This is a genomic window from Brevibacillus panacihumi (genome assembly GCF_003710985.1).
GTDB lineage: Bacteria > Bacillota > Bacilli > Brevibacillales > Brevibacillaceae > Brevibacillus > Brevibacillus panacihumi.
This window is the reverse complement of the sequence record NZ_RHHT01000057.1, coordinates 18,357-37,014: the sequence shown is the minus strand read 5'-3', so window position 1 is coordinate 37,014 and position 18,658 is coordinate 18,357. Positions and strand designations below refer to the sequence as shown.

At 50.2% G+C, this 18,658-nt stretch carries 23 protein-coding genes and 1 tRNA gene; 10 read left to right on the top strand and 14 right to left on the bottom strand.

Features of this window, described 5'->3' with window-relative positions; genetic code table 11:
* Nucleotides 1–31: 31 nt before the first annotated feature.
* The 3 genes from EDM58_RS21295 to EDM58_RS21285 form a co-directional block, all read right to left on the bottom strand.
* Entirely contained in the window at nt 32–1,243 is a 1,212-nt protein-coding gene (locus EDM58_RS21295) for an MFS transporter (RefSeq protein ID WP_122915113.1), read from the bottom strand.
* Between the two features lie 38 nt (nt 1,244–1,281).
* On the bottom strand, nt 1,282–1,716 hold the full coding sequence (locus EDM58_RS21290; protein WP_122915112.1) for a MarR family winged helix-turn-helix transcriptional regulator: 435 nt from the start codon (nt 1,714–1,716) through the stop codon (nt 1,282–1,284).
* A gap of 78 nt (nt 1,717–1,794) precedes the next feature.
* Entirely contained in the window at nt 1,795–2,202 is a 408-nt protein-coding gene (locus EDM58_RS21285) for a DoxX family protein (protein WP_122915111.1), read from the bottom strand.
* 199 nt (nt 2,203–2,401) lie between these two features.
* On the opposite strand from EDM58_RS21285, the gene EDM58_RS21280 reads away from it, so the two are divergent.
* Entirely contained in the window at nt 2,402–2,746 is a 345-nt protein-coding gene (locus EDM58_RS21280; protein WP_122915110.1) for a winged helix-turn-helix transcriptional regulator, read from the top strand.
* A gap of 56 nt (nt 2,747–2,802) precedes the next feature.
* Here the strand turns inward: EDM58_RS21280 and EDM58_RS21275 are convergent, their stop codons facing one another.
* Nucleotides 2,803–3,150: a helix-turn-helix domain-containing protein gene (locus tag EDM58_RS21275; protein WP_122915109.1), complete on the bottom strand. Its 348-nt coding sequence runs from the start codon at nt 3,148–3,150 to the stop codon at nt 2,803–2,805.
* A 163-nt stretch (nt 3,151–3,313) separates the two neighbouring features.
* Between EDM58_RS21275 and EDM58_RS21270 the strand changes: the two genes are divergently transcribed.
* Together EDM58_RS21270 and EDM58_RS25865 are read left to right on the top strand one after the other, a co-directional pair.
* Entirely contained in the window at nt 3,314–3,526 is a 213-nt protein-coding gene (locus EDM58_RS21270; protein ID WP_122915108.1) for a helix-turn-helix transcriptional regulator, read from the top strand.
* A 41-nt stretch (nt 3,527–3,567) separates the two neighbouring features.
* Nucleotides 3,568–3,744, top strand: coding sequence for a hypothetical protein (locus tag EDM58_RS25865; RefSeq protein WP_023558979.1), 177 nt, complete (start codon nt 3,568–3,570; stop codon nt 3,742–3,744).
* Between the two features lie 64 nt (nt 3,745–3,808).
* Here EDM58_RS25865 and EDM58_RS21265 read toward each other — a convergent pair whose 3' ends face one another.
* From EDM58_RS21265 to EDM58_RS21250, 4 genes are all read right to left on the bottom strand, one after another.
* Nucleotides 3,809–5,248: a PTS transporter subunit EIIC gene (locus tag EDM58_RS21265; RefSeq protein ID WP_122915107.1), complete on the bottom strand. Its 1,440-nt coding sequence runs from the start codon at nt 5,246–5,248 to the stop codon at nt 3,809–3,811.
* 113 nt (nt 5,249–5,361) lie between these two features.
* Nucleotides 5,362–5,859: a PTS sugar transporter subunit IIA gene (locus EDM58_RS21260; RefSeq protein ID WP_122915106.1), complete on the bottom strand. Its 498-nt coding sequence runs from the start codon at nt 5,857–5,859 to the stop codon at nt 5,362–5,364.
* A gap of 127 nt (nt 5,860–5,986) precedes the next feature.
* Nucleotides 5,987–6,853, bottom strand: a complete 867-nt coding sequence (locus EDM58_RS21255; protein WP_023558976.1) for a BglG family transcription antiterminator — start codon at nt 6,851–6,853, stop codon at nt 5,987–5,989.
* A 210-nt stretch (nt 6,854–7,063) separates the two neighbouring features.
* The gene (locus tag EDM58_RS21250; protein WP_246000932.1) at nt 7,064–7,567 is read right to left on the bottom strand and encodes a ribonuclease H-like YkuK family protein; all 504 of its coding nucleotides are present in this window, start codon (nt 7,565–7,567) and stop codon (nt 7,064–7,066) included.
* Between the two features lie 133 nt (nt 7,568–7,700).
* Here EDM58_RS21250 and EDM58_RS21245 point away from each other — a divergent pair, with 133 nt between their 5' ends.
* On the top strand, nt 7,701–8,303 hold the full coding sequence (locus EDM58_RS21245; RefSeq protein ID WP_023558974.1) for a nitroreductase family protein: 603 nt from the start codon (nt 7,701–7,703) through the stop codon (nt 8,301–8,303).
* A gap of 8 nt (nt 8,304–8,311) precedes the next feature.
* Nucleotides 8,312–8,791: a tRNA adenosine(34) deaminase TadA gene (gene tadA, locus EDM58_RS21240; protein WP_425455632.1), complete on the top strand. Its 480-nt coding sequence runs from the start codon at nt 8,312–8,314 to the stop codon at nt 8,789–8,791.
* 58 nt (nt 8,792–8,849) lie between these two features.
* Here tadA and EDM58_RS21235 read toward each other — a convergent pair whose 3' ends face one another.
* Both EDM58_RS21235 and EDM58_RS21230 read right to left on the bottom strand, forming a co-directional pair.
* Nucleotides 8,850–10,127 (bottom strand): erythromycin esterase family protein, encoded by a 1,278-nt coding sequence (locus tag EDM58_RS21235; RefSeq protein ID WP_122915104.1) that lies wholly within the window; start codon nt 10,125–10,127, stop codon nt 8,850–8,852.
* A 128-nt stretch (nt 10,128–10,255) separates the two neighbouring features.
* On the bottom strand, nt 10,256–10,978 hold the full coding sequence (locus tag EDM58_RS21230) for a pseudouridine synthase (RefSeq protein ID WP_122915103.1): 723 nt from the start codon (nt 10,976–10,978) through the stop codon (nt 10,256–10,258).
* Between the two features lie 169 nt (nt 10,979–11,147).
* Between EDM58_RS21230 and EDM58_RS21225 the strand changes: the two genes are divergently transcribed.
* Together EDM58_RS21225 and EDM58_RS21220 are read left to right on the top strand one after the other, a co-directional pair.
* A tRNA-Ser gene (locus tag EDM58_RS21225) sits at nt 11,148–11,236 on the top strand.
* 236 nt (nt 11,237–11,472) lie between these two features.
* Nucleotides 11,473–12,087: a DJ-1/PfpI family protein gene (locus EDM58_RS21220; protein ID WP_122915114.1), complete on the top strand. Its 615-nt coding sequence runs from the start codon at nt 11,473–11,475 to the stop codon at nt 12,085–12,087.
* Nucleotides 12,088–12,173: 86 nt separating this feature from the next.
* On the opposite strand, the gene EDM58_RS21215 is transcribed toward EDM58_RS21220, so the two are convergent.
* The 4 genes from EDM58_RS21215 to EDM58_RS21200 form a co-directional block, all read right to left on the bottom strand.
* Nucleotides 12,174–12,503: an AzlD domain-containing protein gene (locus EDM58_RS21215; protein WP_122915102.1), complete on the bottom strand. Its 330-nt coding sequence runs from the start codon at nt 12,501–12,503 to the stop codon at nt 12,174–12,176.
* Nucleotides 12,494–13,228, bottom strand: a complete 735-nt coding sequence (locus tag EDM58_RS21210) for an AzlC family ABC transporter permease (protein WP_122915101.1) — start codon at nt 13,226–13,228, stop codon at nt 12,494–12,496. The genes EDM58_RS21215 and EDM58_RS21210 overlap by 10 nt, the downstream gene beginning before the upstream one ends.
* Nucleotides 13,229–13,313: 85 nt before the next feature.
* Nucleotides 13,314–14,123 carry a TrmB family transcriptional regulator gene (locus EDM58_RS21205; protein WP_122915100.1) on the bottom strand — a complete coding sequence of 270 codons (810 nt, stop codon included), beginning with the start codon at nt 14,121–14,123 and terminating at the stop codon, nt 13,314–13,316.
* A 118-nt stretch (nt 14,124–14,241) separates the two neighbouring features.
* Entirely contained in the window at nt 14,242–15,132 is an 891-nt protein-coding gene (locus EDM58_RS21200) for a LysR family transcriptional regulator (protein ID WP_122915099.1), read from the bottom strand.
* A gap of 116 nt (nt 15,133–15,248) precedes the next feature.
* On the opposite strand from EDM58_RS21200, the gene EDM58_RS21195 reads away from it, so the two are divergent.
* From EDM58_RS21195 to EDM58_RS21185, 3 genes are all read left to right on the top strand, one after another.
* Nucleotides 15,249–16,622 carry an MFS transporter gene (locus EDM58_RS21195; RefSeq protein WP_122915098.1) on the top strand — a complete coding sequence of 458 codons (1,374 nt, stop codon included), beginning with the start codon at nt 15,249–15,251 and terminating at the stop codon, nt 16,620–16,622.
* A 236-nt stretch (nt 16,623–16,858) separates the two neighbouring features.
* Nucleotides 16,859–18,004: an aminotransferase class V-fold PLP-dependent enzyme gene (locus EDM58_RS21190; protein WP_122915097.1), complete on the top strand. Its 1,146-nt coding sequence runs from the start codon at nt 16,859–16,861 to the stop codon at nt 18,002–18,004.
* Between the two features lie 2 nt (nt 18,005–18,006).
* Nucleotides 18,007–18,642, top strand: coding sequence for a YitT family protein (locus EDM58_RS21185; protein WP_122915096.1), 636 nt, complete (start codon nt 18,007–18,009; stop codon nt 18,640–18,642).
* The last annotated feature ends 16 nt before the right edge of the window (nt 18,643–18,658 follow it).

Here is an 18,658-nt window from a genome sequence, read left to right as displayed (position 1 = left end):
ACTTGACGGGGTGCAGTTCAGTTTTTCCTTTTTACACCGATTCCTTCACAACCTGCAAACCTTCCTGCCGCTTCCTTCTCGCAGCCCTTTTATGATGCAAGGTATAATACACAATCCCCCCAAATACAACTACCAAAGAAGACAGTACATACATGAAGCTATAGTTCGTAGACGAGGCAATGATCCCGAGTACGAACGACCCTACACCCATCCCGGTATCCAGCAAGAGAAAGTAGGTCCCGGTCGCCAAGCCGCGGCGTTCCGTCGGGGAAGATTTGATCGCGATGGCTTGAAAGCTCGGAAAAACACTGCCATACCCGAGTCCGATCACGCCGCTCGCCACCAAAAACATGGTCGGCGTATGTGCTTGACTCAGGAGAATCAATCCGATGGCATACAGGATGATACTGGGGTATACGACGATGTTTTCCCCCATCCGGTCAAACAATCTCCCGGTAAAAGGACGGGATACAACAATCATAATGGCATAAATGACAAAGAAATAGCTCGAGACCTCCATCATCCCCAGCTCTTTTGCATAAACAGGAATAAAAGAGAGCAGTCCGCTATAGGCAAAAGAAAGCAGCAAAGCAGTCAGGGAGATAGGTACGGCACCCGGTTCAATGAAATTTTTCCAATGAAAGGCTCTGTTGGCTGTTGGCTTCACGGAGCGTTTGTGTTCGAGAACGCGTGTGAGCCCGCCGCATACGAAAGAAAGAATAGACAATAGTGACAAGATCACCACGAGCGTCGTAAAGCTGAGCTGGTGCATGATCGTCAACCCCATGAACGGGCCAATCACCATCGCAATATTCATAAACATCGCGTAGTAGCCGATCCCTTCCCCTTTTCGCTCGTCGGGAACCAGGTCGGTAGCAATAGCAGCCATGGCCGTCGTAGCAAAGCCGAAGCTTACACCGTGAACGAAGCGAAGAGCGAGCAAAAACACGAGGCTCGCGATCCCGAAGTACAGAAACGTGGATACCATAAATACAGCGGAGAAGAGGAGGAATATCTTTTTTCTGCCAAGCTCGTCCACCCATTTGCCTGCCAACGGCCGAAACAGGACGGCCGCGATGATAAAGGCTGTCAAGGTCAATCCTGCTTCCCGGTCACCGCCGTTCAATATCTCCATGACATAGATCGGCAGCGTAGCCACCAGGGCATAGTACGTAATAAAAAGAAACAAGCTGCTAAGGCAAATACTAATAAAATCTTTGCGCCACAGGGGCTGTCTTTCCAATGATGATCTCTCCAATCCCCGCGGAAACGCTTAGTCGTCTAACCTTGAAGCTCCGCGTTACAATTTTCTCTCATTTTGGCAAGCAATTGTTTTAGCAACTCCATCTCATGCTCGGCTATCCCTTTCAAAACAACCTGATGGACTTGCTCATCGATCGGGTCCAGCAGGCGAATGATTTGCTTCCCCTCATCCATCAAACAAACGAGTGATGATCGTTTATCTTCCGGATTTGGTTTTTTCATGATCAGCCCCTTGCGTTCCAGCAAGTCGGAAATTCTCGTCACATTGGCCTGATCTTTTCCTACTCGCTTGCTTAACTCCTTGATGGAGATTTCATCGCCTTCTTCCAATCGCTTCAATATGGACCATTGTTCCGGTGTCACATCATAGGGGGCGAATGCGGTCATCAGGAGGCGCGTCATGGCTCGTCCCGTATTGTTGATGGCGAATCCCAATGCGTCATCCAGTCTCAAAAAATCCCCTCCAACAAATAAATGTCATGACATATATGTCATGACATTTAAAAAAGTACCATATTTCTCGAGTATTGGTCAAGATGCTTTACGATTTGAGAACATCGAATCGACGCTATAACGCGAGCTTCCGCTGATGACCAAAGCAAGCAGCATAGACAACAGCGCGAGGTCCAACTCGTAACCGGCACCGGTGCCATCTCCCAAAAATCCGCCGGCAAGCTTGGCAGTAAAAATCGCTCCGATCATCACGATTCCCAGCAAAGCGGAGAAGACGCGCGTACCAAAACCGAGAATGAGCGCAAGTCCGCCAATTGTTTCCAAAAAGGTTACGAGATAAGCGAGAAAAGCAGGAAGACTCAGGCTGCCAAAGAAACCGGCGACGTTGTCCAAGCCCATTTGGAATTTGACGATACCGTGGACCAGAAATGTGACCCCTGCCACGACGCGTATCAAGAGTAAGCTCCATTCAAAACGTTGATTCATGTGTGTACAACCTCCAGAAAGTTATAACGTAAGTTGATTACTTTTCATTAGTTAGTATACAATAATAATATATGAAGTCAACCCAATCTTTATTCCCAAAATAAGGAGACAAGTTTCGGCATTTGGAGACAGCCCAGTTCATTCGTTTTGATGGATTTCAAAAACAGCGGTATACTGGAAGGAGAATGAGGTGATAGGTATGAAACAGTCTTCCCTCTGTCCTAGGTTCGAAAAAGGCATGCAGCTACTCGGCAAACGCTGGACAGGGCTTATTATCTACCAGTTGCTGTCGGGGCCGCAGCGATTTTGCGCCTTGGAAGCCGCTCTGCCGATCAGCGGAAGGCTGCTCTCGGAACGATTGAAGGATCTGGAGAAAGAAGGTCTGGTGCATCGCGAGGTGTATACGGACTCGGCACCAGTTCGCGTAGAATATTCGCTGACGCAAAAAGGGCTTGCCTTGGGACCGGCGTTAAAGGAAATTGAAAGCTGGTGCCAAACGTGGATCGAGTTGGATGATGTTGCGCAATCAGGCGAAGATGAATAGAAGAGGCTGACTCATAAGGTCGTTTTTCATCACGATCTTTTCGAGTCAGCCTCTTCCTATTTGGATTTCCTGGCTTTCCATTTCAAATATTCGATATGTGTCCGCACTTCTTCCAGATCATCCAGACTCAACCCCTCCAGGTTCAGAAACGGAGCGTGCTCCTCACGAACGGAGGCTTGTTGCCAGAAAGGAGCGGGGGTGTCTGTTCTGCCGTGCAGGAAGTCCGTCGAAATCTCAAATAAATCGGCAACCTGGGAGATGAGATGATGGTCGACTCCCTTTTTTTCACCGGATTCAATGCGGGATAGGACCGTATTATGAATCCCCAGCTTCTCGGCCAATTCGAGCTGGGACCATTTTCTTTGCTCGCGAAGCCATTTGATACGTTTGCCTATCACTGACATGCTGGTACCACCTTTCCATAATGGCAATTTCATTTTAACAATTTTCCAAAACGGAAAAAACAGATTTTGTCGAAATAACAATCATTGTATTGACTTTGTTAAAACAGAAACGATATGATGAAAATGTCAGGATTTTCTATTTATAATAGGAGGATCATAGCGAATGGAGGAAATCGATCTCGCTTACATCATCCAACGCAGGCTGGAACGAGGATTGACTCAACAGGAGATGGCTGAATCGCTAGGGTTCAAGCATGCTTCTTCCTACCTGAAATATGAAAAGGGCGAATACGAGTTTAAGGCAGGCCATCTGCCGATCTTGGCGAAAAAGCTGCACTGCGGGCTGCAAGATCTGTTCGGGCGTACGTATTGCTGAATCAGCAAGCACGAGAAGAGGGAGACAAGGGGTGAATTTCCGTGAAACCATACGATGCCAACCTGCGCCAGTTAGAGATTTGGAAGAAGACGATCGGATATGAAATCAAGATGATGGCTCCGCAAAGCAAGGACGCATGCGATGACTTTGTGATGCGGCTCCTTCGATTTGAAAAGCAGCTGCAGGCGGAAGCGGCGGGAAAGACCGAAAAAATATAAAAAAGGCGCACCTCCCTGCAACGTCAGGAAGATTCGCCCCACTCCAAATAGGTTGCAGCTTTTCTTACAATCTCATGATCTCATCTCTCAACAGCTCAGACTGGGTGCCAAAGACGATCTGCACCTGACCTTTGCCGAGCCTGATGATTCCTGCGGCGCCCAAATCCTTGAGCGCTTTTTCCTGTATCAAATTCTCATTTTTCACGTGGAGGCGCAAACGAGTAATGCATGCTTCCACCTGGATGATATTTTCCTTCCCCCCGATGCTGGCGAGTACCTGTTCCGCCTTTTCCCGCATGGAGCTGAACCCGCTTGCTGCAAGCGCCTCGCCTGGATCGTCCTCTCTGCCGGGGGTCATGATATTCATTTTGACGATGAGAATACGGAAGAGGAAGTAGTAGACGACGGCAAAGGCCAAACCCACGGGGATGATCTCCCATGCATTGGTGGAAAGGGGGAAATTGACGACGTAGTCGATAAATCCTGCAGAGAAGCCAAAACCGTGCTTGATCCCCATCGCGGTCACGATATAGCCGGACAACCCGGTCAGGACAGCATGCACGACATAGAGCATGGGGGCCACGAACATAAAGGCAAATTCCAGCGGTTCTGTCACACCTGTCAAAAATGAGGTGAGTGCGGTCCCCATAAAGATGGAGGCGATGACCGCTCGATTCTCAGGCTTGGCCGTGTGGACGATCGCCAGTGCAGCGGCCGGCAATGCGAACATCATGATCGGGAAGAAGCCGGTCATAAACAGTCCCGCCGAAGGATCGCCAGCGAAGAAGCGGTGGAGGTCGCCATTGATGACTTTCCCGGTCGCGTCCGTATATTCGCCGATCTGGAACCAGGCGATCGCGTTGAGGACGTGATGCAGCCCGAAAGGAATCAGCAAACGGTTCAAGAATCCGAACAATCCGGCTCCGATGGCCCCCAGACTTACTATCCAGTTCCCCACATTATCGAGAACCTCTTGAATCGGCCCCCAGATGATCCCAAACACGATGCCGATCAGCACCATCACGATGGAAGTGATGATCGGGACGAAACGTTTTCCGCCAAAAAACCCAAGCCAATCCGGCAGTTTGATCGTGTGATACCTTTTGTAGAAGTAAGCGGCAATCCCTCCGGCCAGAATTCCGCCTAGAACTCCCATGTTCAGCTTGGCATCCTCGGCTATAAACGGGATGGCCCCAGGCACTTTGGTAAGGACCGAAGTGAGGACCATATAAGCGATGACCGCAGCCAGAGCAGCGACCGCATCTCCAGCCAGGCCGATGGCGACACCGACAGCAAAAATCAGCGGGAGGTTGTCAAAGATAGCTGAACCGCCGGCAAACAGGAAGGGAGCGATGTGCTGGTTGAGAAAGCCTCCGACCGATGCCCCCATATGAAACTCGGTCTCGTAGTTGATCGCCCCGAAGCGAAGCAATAGCGCCGCAGCCGGGAGCGTGGCGACGGGAAGCATCAATGCCCTCCCAATCCTTTGCAAAAAGGCAAGCATGAGTAAACCCTCCTTGGATGAAAGTTGTATCAGCATGCCTCTCCAGGAATAAAGGACGGGAAGAAAGCAGGAGATGGAGAGCGGAGAGGCAAGACCGAACCTGTGAAGAGAAGCTATTTCTGCAAGATACGCATCAATGTGTCTTTCCCGGCTGTCACTTGCTCATTTGCCGTTACTTCCAAGCGGGAGATGGCATCGGGATTGGTAAGGATGACGGGCGTAACAAGGGAGAATCCCGCTTTTTGCAAAAGCATCCTGTCAAAACGGATCAAGGCATCTCCAGCCGTTACCCGATCCCCTGTCGACACGACCGCAGAGAAGCCCTCTCCTTTTCGCTTTACCGTATCGATTCCGATGTGCAGAAGAAGCTCAAGACCGCAGTCGCTGGTTATGGCGATAGCATGATGCGTCGGGAAAAGATGCGTGACTCGGCCTGTCAAAGGTGATGTCAGAAGCTCATCAGTGGGCGAGATGGCCACTCCTTTGCCCAGCACGTCTTGGGAAAATACCGGGTCGGGCACGAGGGACAGGGGCAGTACGCTGCCAGTCAAGGGAGCCAGGACGTTGATTTCCTTTTGCGGATTGTTGCGGGAGAATAATCGGAACAGCATAAGCGCCTCCTTTGATGATGTGCCAAGTAAAATAGGCATGAAGCAGCTTTTTGGCAGACGCATGGATGGCGTCTGTCACGGATAGCTGCTCATGCCTAGTCGAGCTAGTAACACGCAGGGTGAATATTCAATTTGGACGATAGAACATACGGTACAGATGCAGGGCGAGATAGCCCACCTCATCTTCTGGCACAGATGCGCCCAGCTTTTCTGCGATGGATGCGCAAAGGGCTTCGGCTATGGGATAAACGTCTGGAATCATGGCTTTGACCCGATCCTGCAGAGGGTTTTTGATGGGCTTTCGCTGTTGGACCCGCTCGACAGTGAAGCGCAAATGTGTGATCAGCCGGACGTAATCTACAGAGCTTCGGTCGATCTGCTGTTGAGCGCGTTCCTCGATCAGGCTCACCCATTCGCCGGTCCAATGCGTAAGCTGGACGGTTTTGTTGACCGGGGTGTGACTGACGGCTGCGTGAATATGCAGGGCTAGAAAACCGATCTCGCTCTCGGGAATACCCAGGGAAAAAGCCTTCTGAATCATCTCGCCTGCTCGCCCGGCGAGGAGGTATTCTTTGGGATACAAGGCTTGAACCTCAAATAAAAAGGGATTCACAATCTCCAACCCATTGCGCAGCCGATAAATAGCAAAGTGAATGTGATCCGGCAATGCGACATGGACGTGTTCATTCAAGACGGGAGTAATCTCCTGAGCTACAAGTGCGATAATTTCCTCGGCAATGCCGACGACAGCGGGATCGACCTGGTTCAGCATCGCCTGGTACTGCACTTGATGGTGCTCCTGTTCCAGTCGAAAGCGTTTTTCAACACGAGCATCCGTGATTTGTACCGTTTCCCCCGGTTTGATCCCGTAGCCAATTCCTTTTCCGAACAAGACGATTTCCTGTGAAGAGCAGGATTCCTCGACCAGGACGACGTTGTGGTTCAGAATCCGCGTGATGGTATAAGGTCGAGCTTGCCCACCTTCTCCCGCCATCTTCCTCACCCCAGATCTCTCCGGTTTTTCTATTGGATTATCGTTACTATATAAAAGATTTTGGAAAGATATGCGTGATTCTTGGGAAAAAGCAATCGACACTTGGGGAAGGCTGGGAAGGTAGGAGATCGCAGAGGAGACAACGAATAGAGGAAAGCGGCAGAAAAATAGCGGGCACGCTGGTGGCAGCGCTCCGCTGTAGAAATCTCGTTAACGGGTAAACTTGTCGGCAATCGTGGAGGCGCAGAAGGAATGGGGCTTTATCTCTGCGCGAAAGTGGTTCGAAGCTGCTAGGCTGAGAAGGGACTGGATAAACTTACGAGTAGGTCCGTTCGTGCCAATGTCAAAATGGAGCCGGACCGGGGTGTCGAGCTGATGGTCGCGAAGGTATTGACGTACTTCCGTAGCCAATCCCACAGCGTAGACAGCCTCTTGAAAGATGCGCTGTTGCAAGGATGAGTAGCGACGTTCCTGGAACTTGTGATAAAAAAAGGTTCCGCCATGTCCTGGCCGGATCACGGTGATGACGAGCGCAAAAAAAGTACCGCGGCTTTTCAGTTGGGAATCGGCTCCCACGATGATTTCGAAAGGTCCTGTATGGGAAGCGATGGTCTGTTCGATCAGGGAAAATACATCTTCTTTGGCTAATCGTCCTTTGGTGGGGCTATGAAAAGAGTCAAATAGGTGGTTGGTCGAGGTTAAGCCCACTCGCATCCCTCCAAAACGAGGATTTCTGTCACTTGTACCCATTTCCTTACACCATTAATGTATGTAATCTCGCTAAGAGTATGTGAATGGGAACAGGACGGTAGGGATTGGCAAAAAATCCAGGGAGGTATGAATCATCATGAAAGGGAATGTTTTGACACCTGAAGTAAAAGAAAATCGACAAGCAGGCCATGATATTGACCCTGTTTTTTTAAATCGCTGGTCTCCGCGTTCGTATAAGACCGACCCCGTCTCCGATGAGGTATTGTCCCGCCTGTTCGAAGCGGCGCGCTGGGCACCGTCTGGAAGCAACGAACAGCCTTGGCGTTTTATCGTAGCTCGGACGCAAGAAGACAAGGAGCGTTTTTATCCGTTTATCGCAGAAGGCAATCGCATCTGGTGCGAGAAGGCTCCTGTACTTGTCCTGCTTTTGTCCAAAACCATCAGCTCGCGTGGAACCGCCCTTCGTTCCCATGCGTTAGATGCTGGAGCAGCATGGGGCTATTTGGCGCTGGAGGCGACGCGCCAAGGTCTGGTCACGCATGCCATGGGTGGGTTCGATCCGCAAAAAGCGCGTGAAGACTTGGGTATCCCATCCGAATACGAACCACAAATCGTGATTGCGATTGGGTATCAGGGAGTGAAGGAAGAATTGCCGGAAGCCTTGCAGGAGCGGGAGAAGCCATCGACACGCCAACCTTTGGAGTCCCTGGTGTTTGAAGGCGTCTTCAGTCAAAAGTGATGATGGAGATGCATGGGCAGCATGAGACCTATATGCGTGCCGCAATAGAGGAAGCCAAAAAAGCGGCGGCAATCGGTGAGGTGCCGATCGGGGCGGTGATCGTTCGCGACGGGGAAATCGTCGGCAGGGGCTATAACCTGCGGGAGACGAAGAAGGACCCGACACTCCATGCTGAAATGATCGCGATTCGGGAGGCCAGTGCAAAGCTGGGCGGCTGGAGGTTGATCGGCTGCACCTTGTACGTGACACTGGAGCCTTGTCCCATGTGTGCAGGGGCGATTGTGCAAAGCCGGATTGAGCAGGTCGTATACGGGGCAGTCGATCCCAAAGCAGGATGTGCCGGGACTTTGATGAATCTGCTGGAGGAACCTCGCTTCAATCATCAGGTTCCGGTGGTAGAGGGCGTGCTTGCCGAAGAGTGCGGGCAATTGCTGAAGGATTTTTTTCGCGGTCTGCGCAAAAAGCGGGCTAGCTCTGCTGACGAATAAAACTGGAAAGAGAATGCCTTTCTGCATGAGCGGAAGGGCATTCTCTTCGTTCATTCGATTAATCCGTTACCATGACCGAAGGAGTGGCGGTTCGTACGAAAATCATGGCATCAAATGCTTTTGCCGGAATCATTTGCAATGTATACATCTTTTCCATTTTCCCATACCATTCACTAAAGACGGCGCCGATTGCACTGATGGGCTGGGCTTTATTCAGGTAAGCAAGGAAATGCTCATCATGTCTTGCCTTTGCAAAGTCCAGGAAGCCATTTTGCATGTTGGTCTGAGCAAATCGAACAGCGAGTCGATCATTCCCACTATTTTTTACAGTAAACACTTTGCTCTCGTTGGTGATGGCATCATTAGCTAGGAAGGAGCTTTCGTAAAATTCACTTCCTATGGCATAATATTGGTCCCCCAAGGTTTTGGCAAGGTAGGCCCCCATGCAGGTCGTCGTTCCTGCGGTCGTAGAAGTTTTTTCAATGTGTCCATTATGTCCGGTTATGAACATATTTTCGCGGCCGTAATGCTTCTTTTCAAAAGATAAAATCCATATCGCTTTTTCCGCCATATAGGAATCACGGGCGTAGTTATAGCTCACTTTCGTTCCGCGCAGTGTAGCGTTTTGCTTGATAGCCTCTGCAAAGGCCAGAGCCAATTCATATTCGTTCTCCGTGCTTTTTGCGGTATAAACGGATTTGTTTTCTTTCATCCGCTCCAGCAAGTTTTGAATATGGGAGAGCCCCTCCTGTACAAGGGCCAGCTTTTGATCGTACACCGTTTTATCATTCAGATTCACAAACGCAGTCTCGTATTTGGCGGCAAGTGCCGGATCAACCTTCTTTAAATAGGAGAACAGCCCGTTTTTGTTATGGTCATAGCGTTGCATGTCAAAGCCATAAAAATGAATTTGATCTTTTGCATCCCGATGCTCATTATAGGAGCGCATCCACGCTAGTAGGTCTGCCATTTCTTGCGTATGGTAAATCGTAAAGCCGATTGCTTGTGCAGCTTCCTGTGCAGTTCCGCTTCCTCCGGCTATGTATTCATTGACCTTTTGACCTCCGCCGAAATCGCCTTCTATGGCAAATACGCGATATCCTTGGTTTTCGACAAGATGCTTGAAAATATCTGATTTCAGCGTAGTAAATTCCTTGTTGCCATGTGTAGCCTCTCCAAATCCGATGATGGTTTTTGAAGGAAGCTCCATGGCTGATACGGGAACAAGGTTCGATTCCAATGACTGTTGCAGCGTGTCGGTTGATTTTGAATAAAACCCCGTCAATACACTCATGGTGATAAGCAGGTTTATTGCAATCAGGAAATTTTTTATCATATCGTTCTCTCTTTCTGGAACCTCAAAGCCGAAAAGGGATGATAAGGTGTCTACGGCGATATTCTGCCATAGGTTGTACGGCGGTGTGAGAGGTAGGGGGTGAGGTTAGACACCCCCTCCTGCTCGATTTATTTCTGAATATGCTGGCGCAGCAGCTCCAGCTCTTCTTCGGTGAGTTCCCTGTATTCGCCCAGCTCCAAGGTGGTATCGAGCGGGATCGGACCCATGCGGATACGCTGCAGGTAGATGACCTGCAATCCAAACGCGGCAAACATGCGTTTCACCTGATGAAACTTGCCTTCCATAATCGTGACGCGGATCTCGGATACTTCTCCAGACGAAAGAATCTCCAGCTTGGCAGGCATGGTCGTAAAATCGTCCAGCTCCACGCCTTTGGCAAATTCCCGGACATGTTCTTCGGTGACCCTGCCCTCGATGCGGGCGAAGTATTCCTTTTCCACTTTCTTCTTTGGAGAGAGCAGGCTATGTGAAAACTGTCCATCATTGGTCAAAAGCAGCAATCCCTCGGTATCGATGTCCAGGCGTCCCACAGGATGCACCTTGATTGCCCATTCATACGGCAGCAAATCTACGACCGTCTCGTGCAGGTTGTCTTCTGTCGCGGAGACGACGCCAGGCGGTTTGTTCAGCATTACATATACCCAGCGCTTGTAGTTGATCTCCTCGCCATCGACGACAATTTCCTGTTCTTCGGGAATGACGTGCATGCCCGGGTCCGTCGCTATTGTCCCGTCCACGACGACAACTTTTTGCTTCACAAGGGCCTTCACTTCTTTGCGTGTCCCAAACCCCATATTGGCCAACACTTTATCCAAACGCTCACGTTTCATTTATTTTCCTCGTTTCTGTTAGGTTCCTGTTTATGATGTATTCCATGCAGACAGCACACTCTTTCTAGTTTGTCCGATCAGCAGGCGCAAATCAAGGGGGAGCAAGGATTTGCCACTTGCATTTGTGTAATTGTTTTGCTATATTAAATAATGTTTCTGCAAACCATATGGAGAGATACCCAAGTGGTCATAAGGGGACGCACTCGAAATGCGTTAGGCGTCGTGAGGCGTGCGTGGGTTCGAATCCCACTCTCTCCGCTTACAGGTATGAAAGAGGACCAATATTGTTGTGTAATGTAAAGCATAAAGTGGCCGTTTTGGCCACTTTATGCTTTATTTTTTGTGTTCACTTAAGGAATAGACCGTGAGATTGCAAATTGAGGAATGAGTTTCGTACTTGATGGACGTGGTTACATAAAAAGCTGGAATCCCTACCAGGAGATAGGGGGTGGTATACTAAATGGAATAGATAGGAATTGGGAGTGTGAGCCATGATGAAAAAACAGTGGAGTGTAGGTATATTTCTCTTCCATGATGTTGAGGTGCTTGATTTTGCTGGTCCCTTCGAAGTGTTTTCCGTTACTGAATATCCGGATCAGCCTGTGGATACTCCGGAATCCAATCCATTTATCGTAAAACTAGTTTCGGAGACGGGAGAATTAGTACAGGCTTGCAATGGATTAAAAGTGCAGCCAGACTACAGTTTCGACAATGCGCCGCATTTTGATATTTTGGTGATTCCTGGCGGGATTGGTGCCAGAGAGAAGGAGATTTACAACGAGAAAGTCATTCAGTGGATTTCGCAGCGTGCGGGTAATGTTCAACTGATGACATCCGTTTGTACAGGTGCTCTTCTGTTGGCGAAGGCAGGTCTTCTAAACGGAAAGGTGGCCACAACTCATTGGGCCAGCTATGATAGACTCGAGAATGAGTTTCCGGCTGTCAGTGTAAAGAGGAATGTCAAGTTTGTTGATGAAGGGAACATTGTGACATCGGGTGGGATTTCTGCCGGAATCAATATGGCATTCCACATTGTTAAACAACTGCTTGGTTCGGAAATTGCTCGGACAACAGCCAAGACAATGGAGTACGACATCACGATTGAGTAACATCAAGGGTCATAATATGGATATTTATCCCATTTTATGACCCTGTTTTATTTCGGAGTACCGCCACATGGCTCATGAAGCTACGTTCAAATGAACCAAAAGCGCAAAGCCATGACGGTCACGATCCCCACGATAACGGTTCCCAGCAGGCTGCGCGTCTTGATTGCCACCAAAAAAGTGGGAAGTGCAGCGAGCAGCTCGATGTTAGAGGTGAACGGCGACCATTTGCCATCCTGAAGAAAAATCTCCTGTCCGATCAACGCAGCCATGACCGCGATCGGGACGTGGTTCAGCCAGCGTACGCCCCATTCGGGCAAGGCAATCCTGCTCAGCAGCATCAGGGGAAGGACACGCGGGACAAATGTCACCAAGGCGGCCCCCAATATGATCAGCAATATATCCCATCTTACTTCCATTTTTCCAACACCATCCCAATCGTAGCTGCGATCAAGGTCGCAGCGATTACCCCCAAATTGCTCCCAAATACGAGGGAGATTGCCACTGTAAGGATGACCGCACTGAGCGCGACAACCCCATCCCGTACGAATCTGTTGCGGCTGATCATCGACAGGACCAGCAAACCGATGAACATGGCTGGCAAGGCAAAATCAAGACCGTATTTTTCCGGGTTGGAAATCCATTGCCCAAAATAGGCCCCGGCCAGGTTGGCGACGAACCAGTTCAGATAGGCCGTGATATTTAACCCGTGCATCCAGCGTTCACTGATCTGCTTGCGTCTCGCCGTCTCATTGATCGCTACCCCGAATGTCTCATCGGTCAGCAAGGAGCCGATCAACATGTTGCGAAAAGGAGTAAGATGCCGGAAAAAGGGCGACAGCGCAGCACTCAGTAAAATATGGCGAAGATTGATAAAGAATATGGTGATGATAATGGCGGAAGCCGAACCGCCCGCAGCGATCATTCCGGCTGCGATAAATTGTGCGGAGCCAGCGTACAAGACGAGCGAGAGCAAAGCAATCTCCGCAATGCTCAGTCCTGCCGTTTTCTCCACAACCCCAGCCGCAAAGCCAATGCTCAAATATCCCAAAAGAGTGGGAATGCAATCCTTTACCCCTTTGAGAAAGGTGTCATCGCCTCGTGTTGCTGCCAAGGTTTCCATCGGGATGTGCTCTTGGCTCATCTCCTCTCCTCCAATCCCTGAATACATATAATAGGTGTTATATAGCTAACTACTATAAAAACAGGAAAGAAAAGACGGTCCAAATTTATTTGAACCGTTTGCCCGTTACGACATGGAAAAGCTCCGGTCTGTTGCGCCAGAGAGCTTCCACTTTTTCAGGACCAAGCTCCTTGGTCAATTCCGCCATCATGATGTCGTGCCGGATGTATTCGACCGCCACCAGGACCAGTGCCGGATCTTGGGTTTTGACTGCCCAAGCAACCGTATTGGGTGCGAAATTGGCGATCAACACTTCCTTTTGGTCTCTGGCTACGATGCTCAGGCGACCGCTCATGCGTTTTTCGACTACCTCTGGGGCCATGTAATTGTGATGGAAGGTCACACCCACCTGATTCTCCGGTTTTCCGAAGAGCATCGTAAAGATCTGGATGCCCTCTTTGACTCGTCGGTCTATACCGCCCTGGATGAGCGGGACTTGCGGTTCCCAGATGGAAAGCCAGAGCTCTTCCTCGGCCTTGCCGATCAGGTCAAGCATTTCCTCCACGACGAGGTCATCTCCGCTGATGCGCCGAATGACATCGACTTCCTGTTCGCTTTCCAGCGCTGCAAGCTCTTTTTCCAGATAGTCAAAGGATTGCTCGAATTCTTTTCGTTGACGGCTGATCAGCTCTTTGGCGGACAGAGGGGCGTAGGTAACAGGTTCGGATGGTACAGTGTACACCGCACCTTTGTCGACCAGCTTTCCCACCACCTCGTAAATCATCGAGCGGGGGACTCCTGACCGTTTGCTGATTTCATAGCCCGTCATCGGAAAATGCTTCAACAGGCTGATGTAGGCCTTGCATTCATATTGAGAAAAACCGAGCTTCTGCAATTCCCGATAAAGATCCGCCATCATAACCTCTATTCTTTAGTAGTTAGTGTTATCCTTACGTTATTACGAGGTGTCAGAATTGTCAAATGAAAAATACCCGCCATCCTACGGATCAGCGGGCATGTGTACGGGCTTTTCCTTAGTACGAGGCACTTTTCGCAAAATACGCTACAAGAAATTCCTGAAAGGTGCGGGCAGCCAGGGACAAGTAGCGCTTTTCCTTCCACGCGATGGAATAGGAGCGCTCACAGGGGAAGTCATCGATTTTCAAAACGGGAAAGGGAAGCGGCTCATCGGACGAGCACCTTGGCACAAAAGCGACCCCGAGACCAGCTTGAACAAGACTGGTCAATGCGGCTGGCTCCTCAACTTCACATACGATATTTGGGCGAATACCTGCTTTCTGCAGAATGTCAGCATTTGTTTTCCGCAAAGGGTGTCCTACCTTGTATTCCACGAAGGAATCTTCAGCCACCTCTCGCAGGAACAGGCTTTGCCGATCCGCCAATCGGTGATGGGCAGGGACAGCGAGGTAAACTTCTGCCGTCAGAACAGGCTCTTCCTGAATGCCGTCCGTGTCCAGCGATGCCGCCGTAAAACAAAAGTCGATCTCTCCTTGGTCCAGAAGCTGCGGCATCTTGGGCAAATCTACCGGAGACACCTGTGTAATGCGGAAATGGACATCCGGGTACATCTCACGAAAAGCCCCGATCGGCTTCGACAAGCGATGCAAGGTAGTCGTGGCCAGATGAATGCTTCCCCGTTCCAGCCCCGCGAGATCAGCTACCTCTCTGCGCCCCTCCTCCAGCGCTGTCAAGGCAGTCTCTACCTTGCTCAAGAATGCCTTCCCCATGGCATTTAGCTTGATCTGCCGATGATGTCGGTCAAAGAGCGGGACGCCCAGATCTTCTTCCAGCCTGGCGATCGTTTTGCTGAGGGCAGGTTGGGCAATTCGCAGCTCCTTGGCTGCATTCGTCATATGCTCCAATTTGGCGACTTTTTGAAAATAAAGCAACTGTAACAGCTCCATTGGCACCACCCTTTTCATATACCAAAGTATATCATTCGATAATTATATATATATTTTAACTTATTTTTCTCCCATTCTATAATGTAGTCTGAAATGAGGGAAGGGGGAAACGTGAAATGAAAACAGGCATTCAGAAAAATCCCGGTGAGGTTTTGATACGCATCCTCGCTTTTACACTGGTCATCTCTTCAGTGAGTGCGATGATGTTCAATATTGTACTACCGCAGATGAGTGCGGAGTACCAGCTTTCTTACTCGGAGGTAAGCTGGGTTACGGCTATTTACATGCTGCTTTATGCAGTGGGCTCCGTCGTGTACGGGAGGCTCGCCGACAGCTACAAGCTGAAAAATCTGCTGACGTTTGGGCTGAGTGTATTTCTGCTCGGTTCGCTGGTCGGACTCTGCGCCCAGGCCTATTGGATGGTCTTGGCGGGAAGGGCGATGCAAGCGGTCGGGGCATCGGTCATCCCGGCTACTGCGATGTTGATTCCGGTTCGTTATTTTCCGCCTGAAACACGCGGACGAGCGTTGGGCATCTCCGCTACAGGTCTTGCGATCGGAAATGCCATAGGCCCTATTCTCGCGGCTTTCATTGTAAGTGTCGTTCATTGGCGCTGGTTGTTTTGCGTCCCGTTTCTCATTCTGTTCACGCTGCCTTTCTACCGCCGACACCTGGATGATCAACAGGGAAATGGCGCTCCGATTGACTGGCTGGGCGGTGGGCTGCTTGCTGCTGCTGTGGCGCTTTTGTTATGGTCCGTTACGATGGGCGGTTGGGGAGCAGCAGCTGGAAGTTTGGCTGCAGGTATCGCATTTTTTATACGAGTTCGCTTTGCGCAAGACCCCTTTGTATCTCTTTCGCTTTTGAAGAACAAACGGTATGCGCTGGGGCTGATAATGGGGATGCTGGTGATGGGGATGGGATATTCCTTGCCATTTTTGACGCCGCAGCTGTTGGCTGAGGTCAATCAGCTGGAAGCAGGGGTGATCGGTTTTGTCATGGTTCCGGCTGCGGCGATTTCGGCGATGCTGGGCAGAAGGGCTGGCAAGCTGGCAGACACCAAAGGAAATGCCTTCTTGTTTACACTCGCTTCAGCCCTGATCCTGCTGTGCTTTTTGCTGCTTTCGGTCTTTGTGGGCGTGTCACCCGGATTCATCGCCGGCTTCCTCATATTCGGAACAGTAGGGCAATTGTTCATGCAGATTTCACTCTCCAATTCGATCTCGAGGGCTCTTCCGAGAGAACAGACTGGCGTCGGGATGGGGCTGTTTTCGATGATGGGTTTTATAGCGGGTGCAGTCTCGACTGGCATCTACAGCCAAGTAGTTGACCAAGGGGCAGATACTTATTGGAATCCGCTGAACGGATATGCCAACACCGCTGTTTTCAGCAATCTCTATCTGGTGCTGGGACTTCTGTTGCTCGTTGTCCTGATGCTGTACCGTTATTCGTTTAGCCGCGAGCAGACGACGTCTACGTCTGTCTCATAGGGTTTGATGCCAGTTTTCACCACTTGCCTGGTCGTACACGGAACATTCGTGGAAATGACCGGGCAAGTGGTTTTTTAGAGCCAGGCGTTATCAGAAAATTTATGAAAAAACACCGTGTTGTAAACTATTTTACTGCTAAGATTGCGTCATTTCATTTACATTGGGACTACAGCAACGGCTGCCGTGTGCCGGTTCACTCCAAATGAACCAAACAGTGAGGAAAGAGGGTTTTGTGTATGTTTCCATTTGCGAAGGAACGTGACTATTTTCCGATTTTACAAGAACAGGTAATGCTGTCCAGCTGTTCTCAAAGTGCATTAAGCCGTCAGGTAGAGGAGGCCATTCACTCTTATGTAGATACCCTGCGCTATACCGGAATGGACTGGATGCGCTGGATGGCTGAAGTAGAGGAGGCAAAGACACAGTTTGCCAAGCTGATCAACGCAGAACCCGAAGAAATCGCGGTCCTGTCTTGTGTCTCCGAATGTGCCTCGTCGATTGCAAGCGCTTTCGATTTTGCCGGGAAACGCAATCAGATCGTAACGACAGAAATGGATTTTCCGAGCGTTGGCCATGTGTGGCTGGCACAAGAAAAAAAGGGCGCGCAGGTCAAGTTTATTCCGTCTCAGGAATCCGTCATCCCGCTTGCGTACTATGAGCAGTTCGTCAATGAACAAACGCTGATCACTTCCATCCCCCATGTTTCGTATTACAACGGATTCAAGCAGGATCTCAAAAAAATTGCGGAGATCGTGCATGGAAAAGGCTCCTATTTGTTCGTGGACGCATACCAGTCTGCGGGCAGCGTCGCCATCGATGTCAAAGCCATGGATGTCGACTTCCTGGCAACGGGAATGCAGAAATACATGCTGGGAATTCCGGGCATTGCGTTTCTGTATGTAAAAAAGGAGGTAGCGGAAAAGCTGGAGCCGGCAGTCACTGGATGGTTCGGACGTACGAATCCGTTCGCCTTCGACATTCGTTGCCTGGATTACGCGGCAGGTGCGCGCCGATTTGAGACAGGGACGCCGCCGATGATCAATGGCTACGCAGCCAATGCGGCATTGCGCCTTCTCCATGAAGTAGGTGTTGAGCGGATTGAGGCGTACTTGTCAGACCTCTCCGAAACAGCTGTGACGTATGCCGGAGAGAGGGGCCTCACCGTGGTCAGTCCCAAAGAGAAAAGCCAAAAGGCATCAAACACCGCTATCTACATCCCGCAAGCGTCAAAAGCGGAAGCTCTCCTCAAGGAAAGGAATGTCATCGTCTCGGCCCGTAATGATGTGATCCGCATTGCTCCTCATTATTACAATACCGAGGCAGAGGTAAAGGCGGCTATCGATGCATTGGCAGAGGTTGCTGCGCATCTGCAGGAGGCTTGAAGATGAGCGAGGGAGTTTCTAACAAGAAGCGATCGCTGGAGTGGGGGTTCATTTTTGCTGGGACAGCATTGGTGGCCCTCACCTACTACCTCTTTTTGAAGCCGAACGAGATTATGACGCCTGGCTTGGGGGGAGTTGCCATTCTGGTCAGCTATCTGCTGCCGCTCTCGCTTGGGCTGATCTATTTTTTGCTCAATATCCCGCTGTTTTTGCTGGGCTATCGGTTTGTCGGCAGGCAATTTGTCATTCGCAGCCTGGGCGGGATGATCAGTCTGTCCGTTTTCCTCTACCTGTTTGAGTTCTTGCCCGGTTGGCAGCAGCCGATCGTGGGGACCATCCTGGGGGGAGTGATCAGCGGTGCAGGGATCGCTCTGGTTTTGCTCGGGGGAGGAACGACAGGGGGAGTGGATATTGCCAGTGTCGTCATTTCCAAAGTGTGGCCTGCCTTTACGATCGGGCGCTGCATGATGGCGATCAACAGTCTGATCGTCATTGCCTCCTGGCTGACGACAGATGCATTGCACTCTGTCTACACGCTGATCTCCATCTTTATTGCCGGGAAGACGATTGATGTCTGTTATTCCAGATGGTTGGGAAAAGGGGGAGATCGTTCTACGGAGGTACAATCAGCTTCCTAATAGTCCGAATAGTACA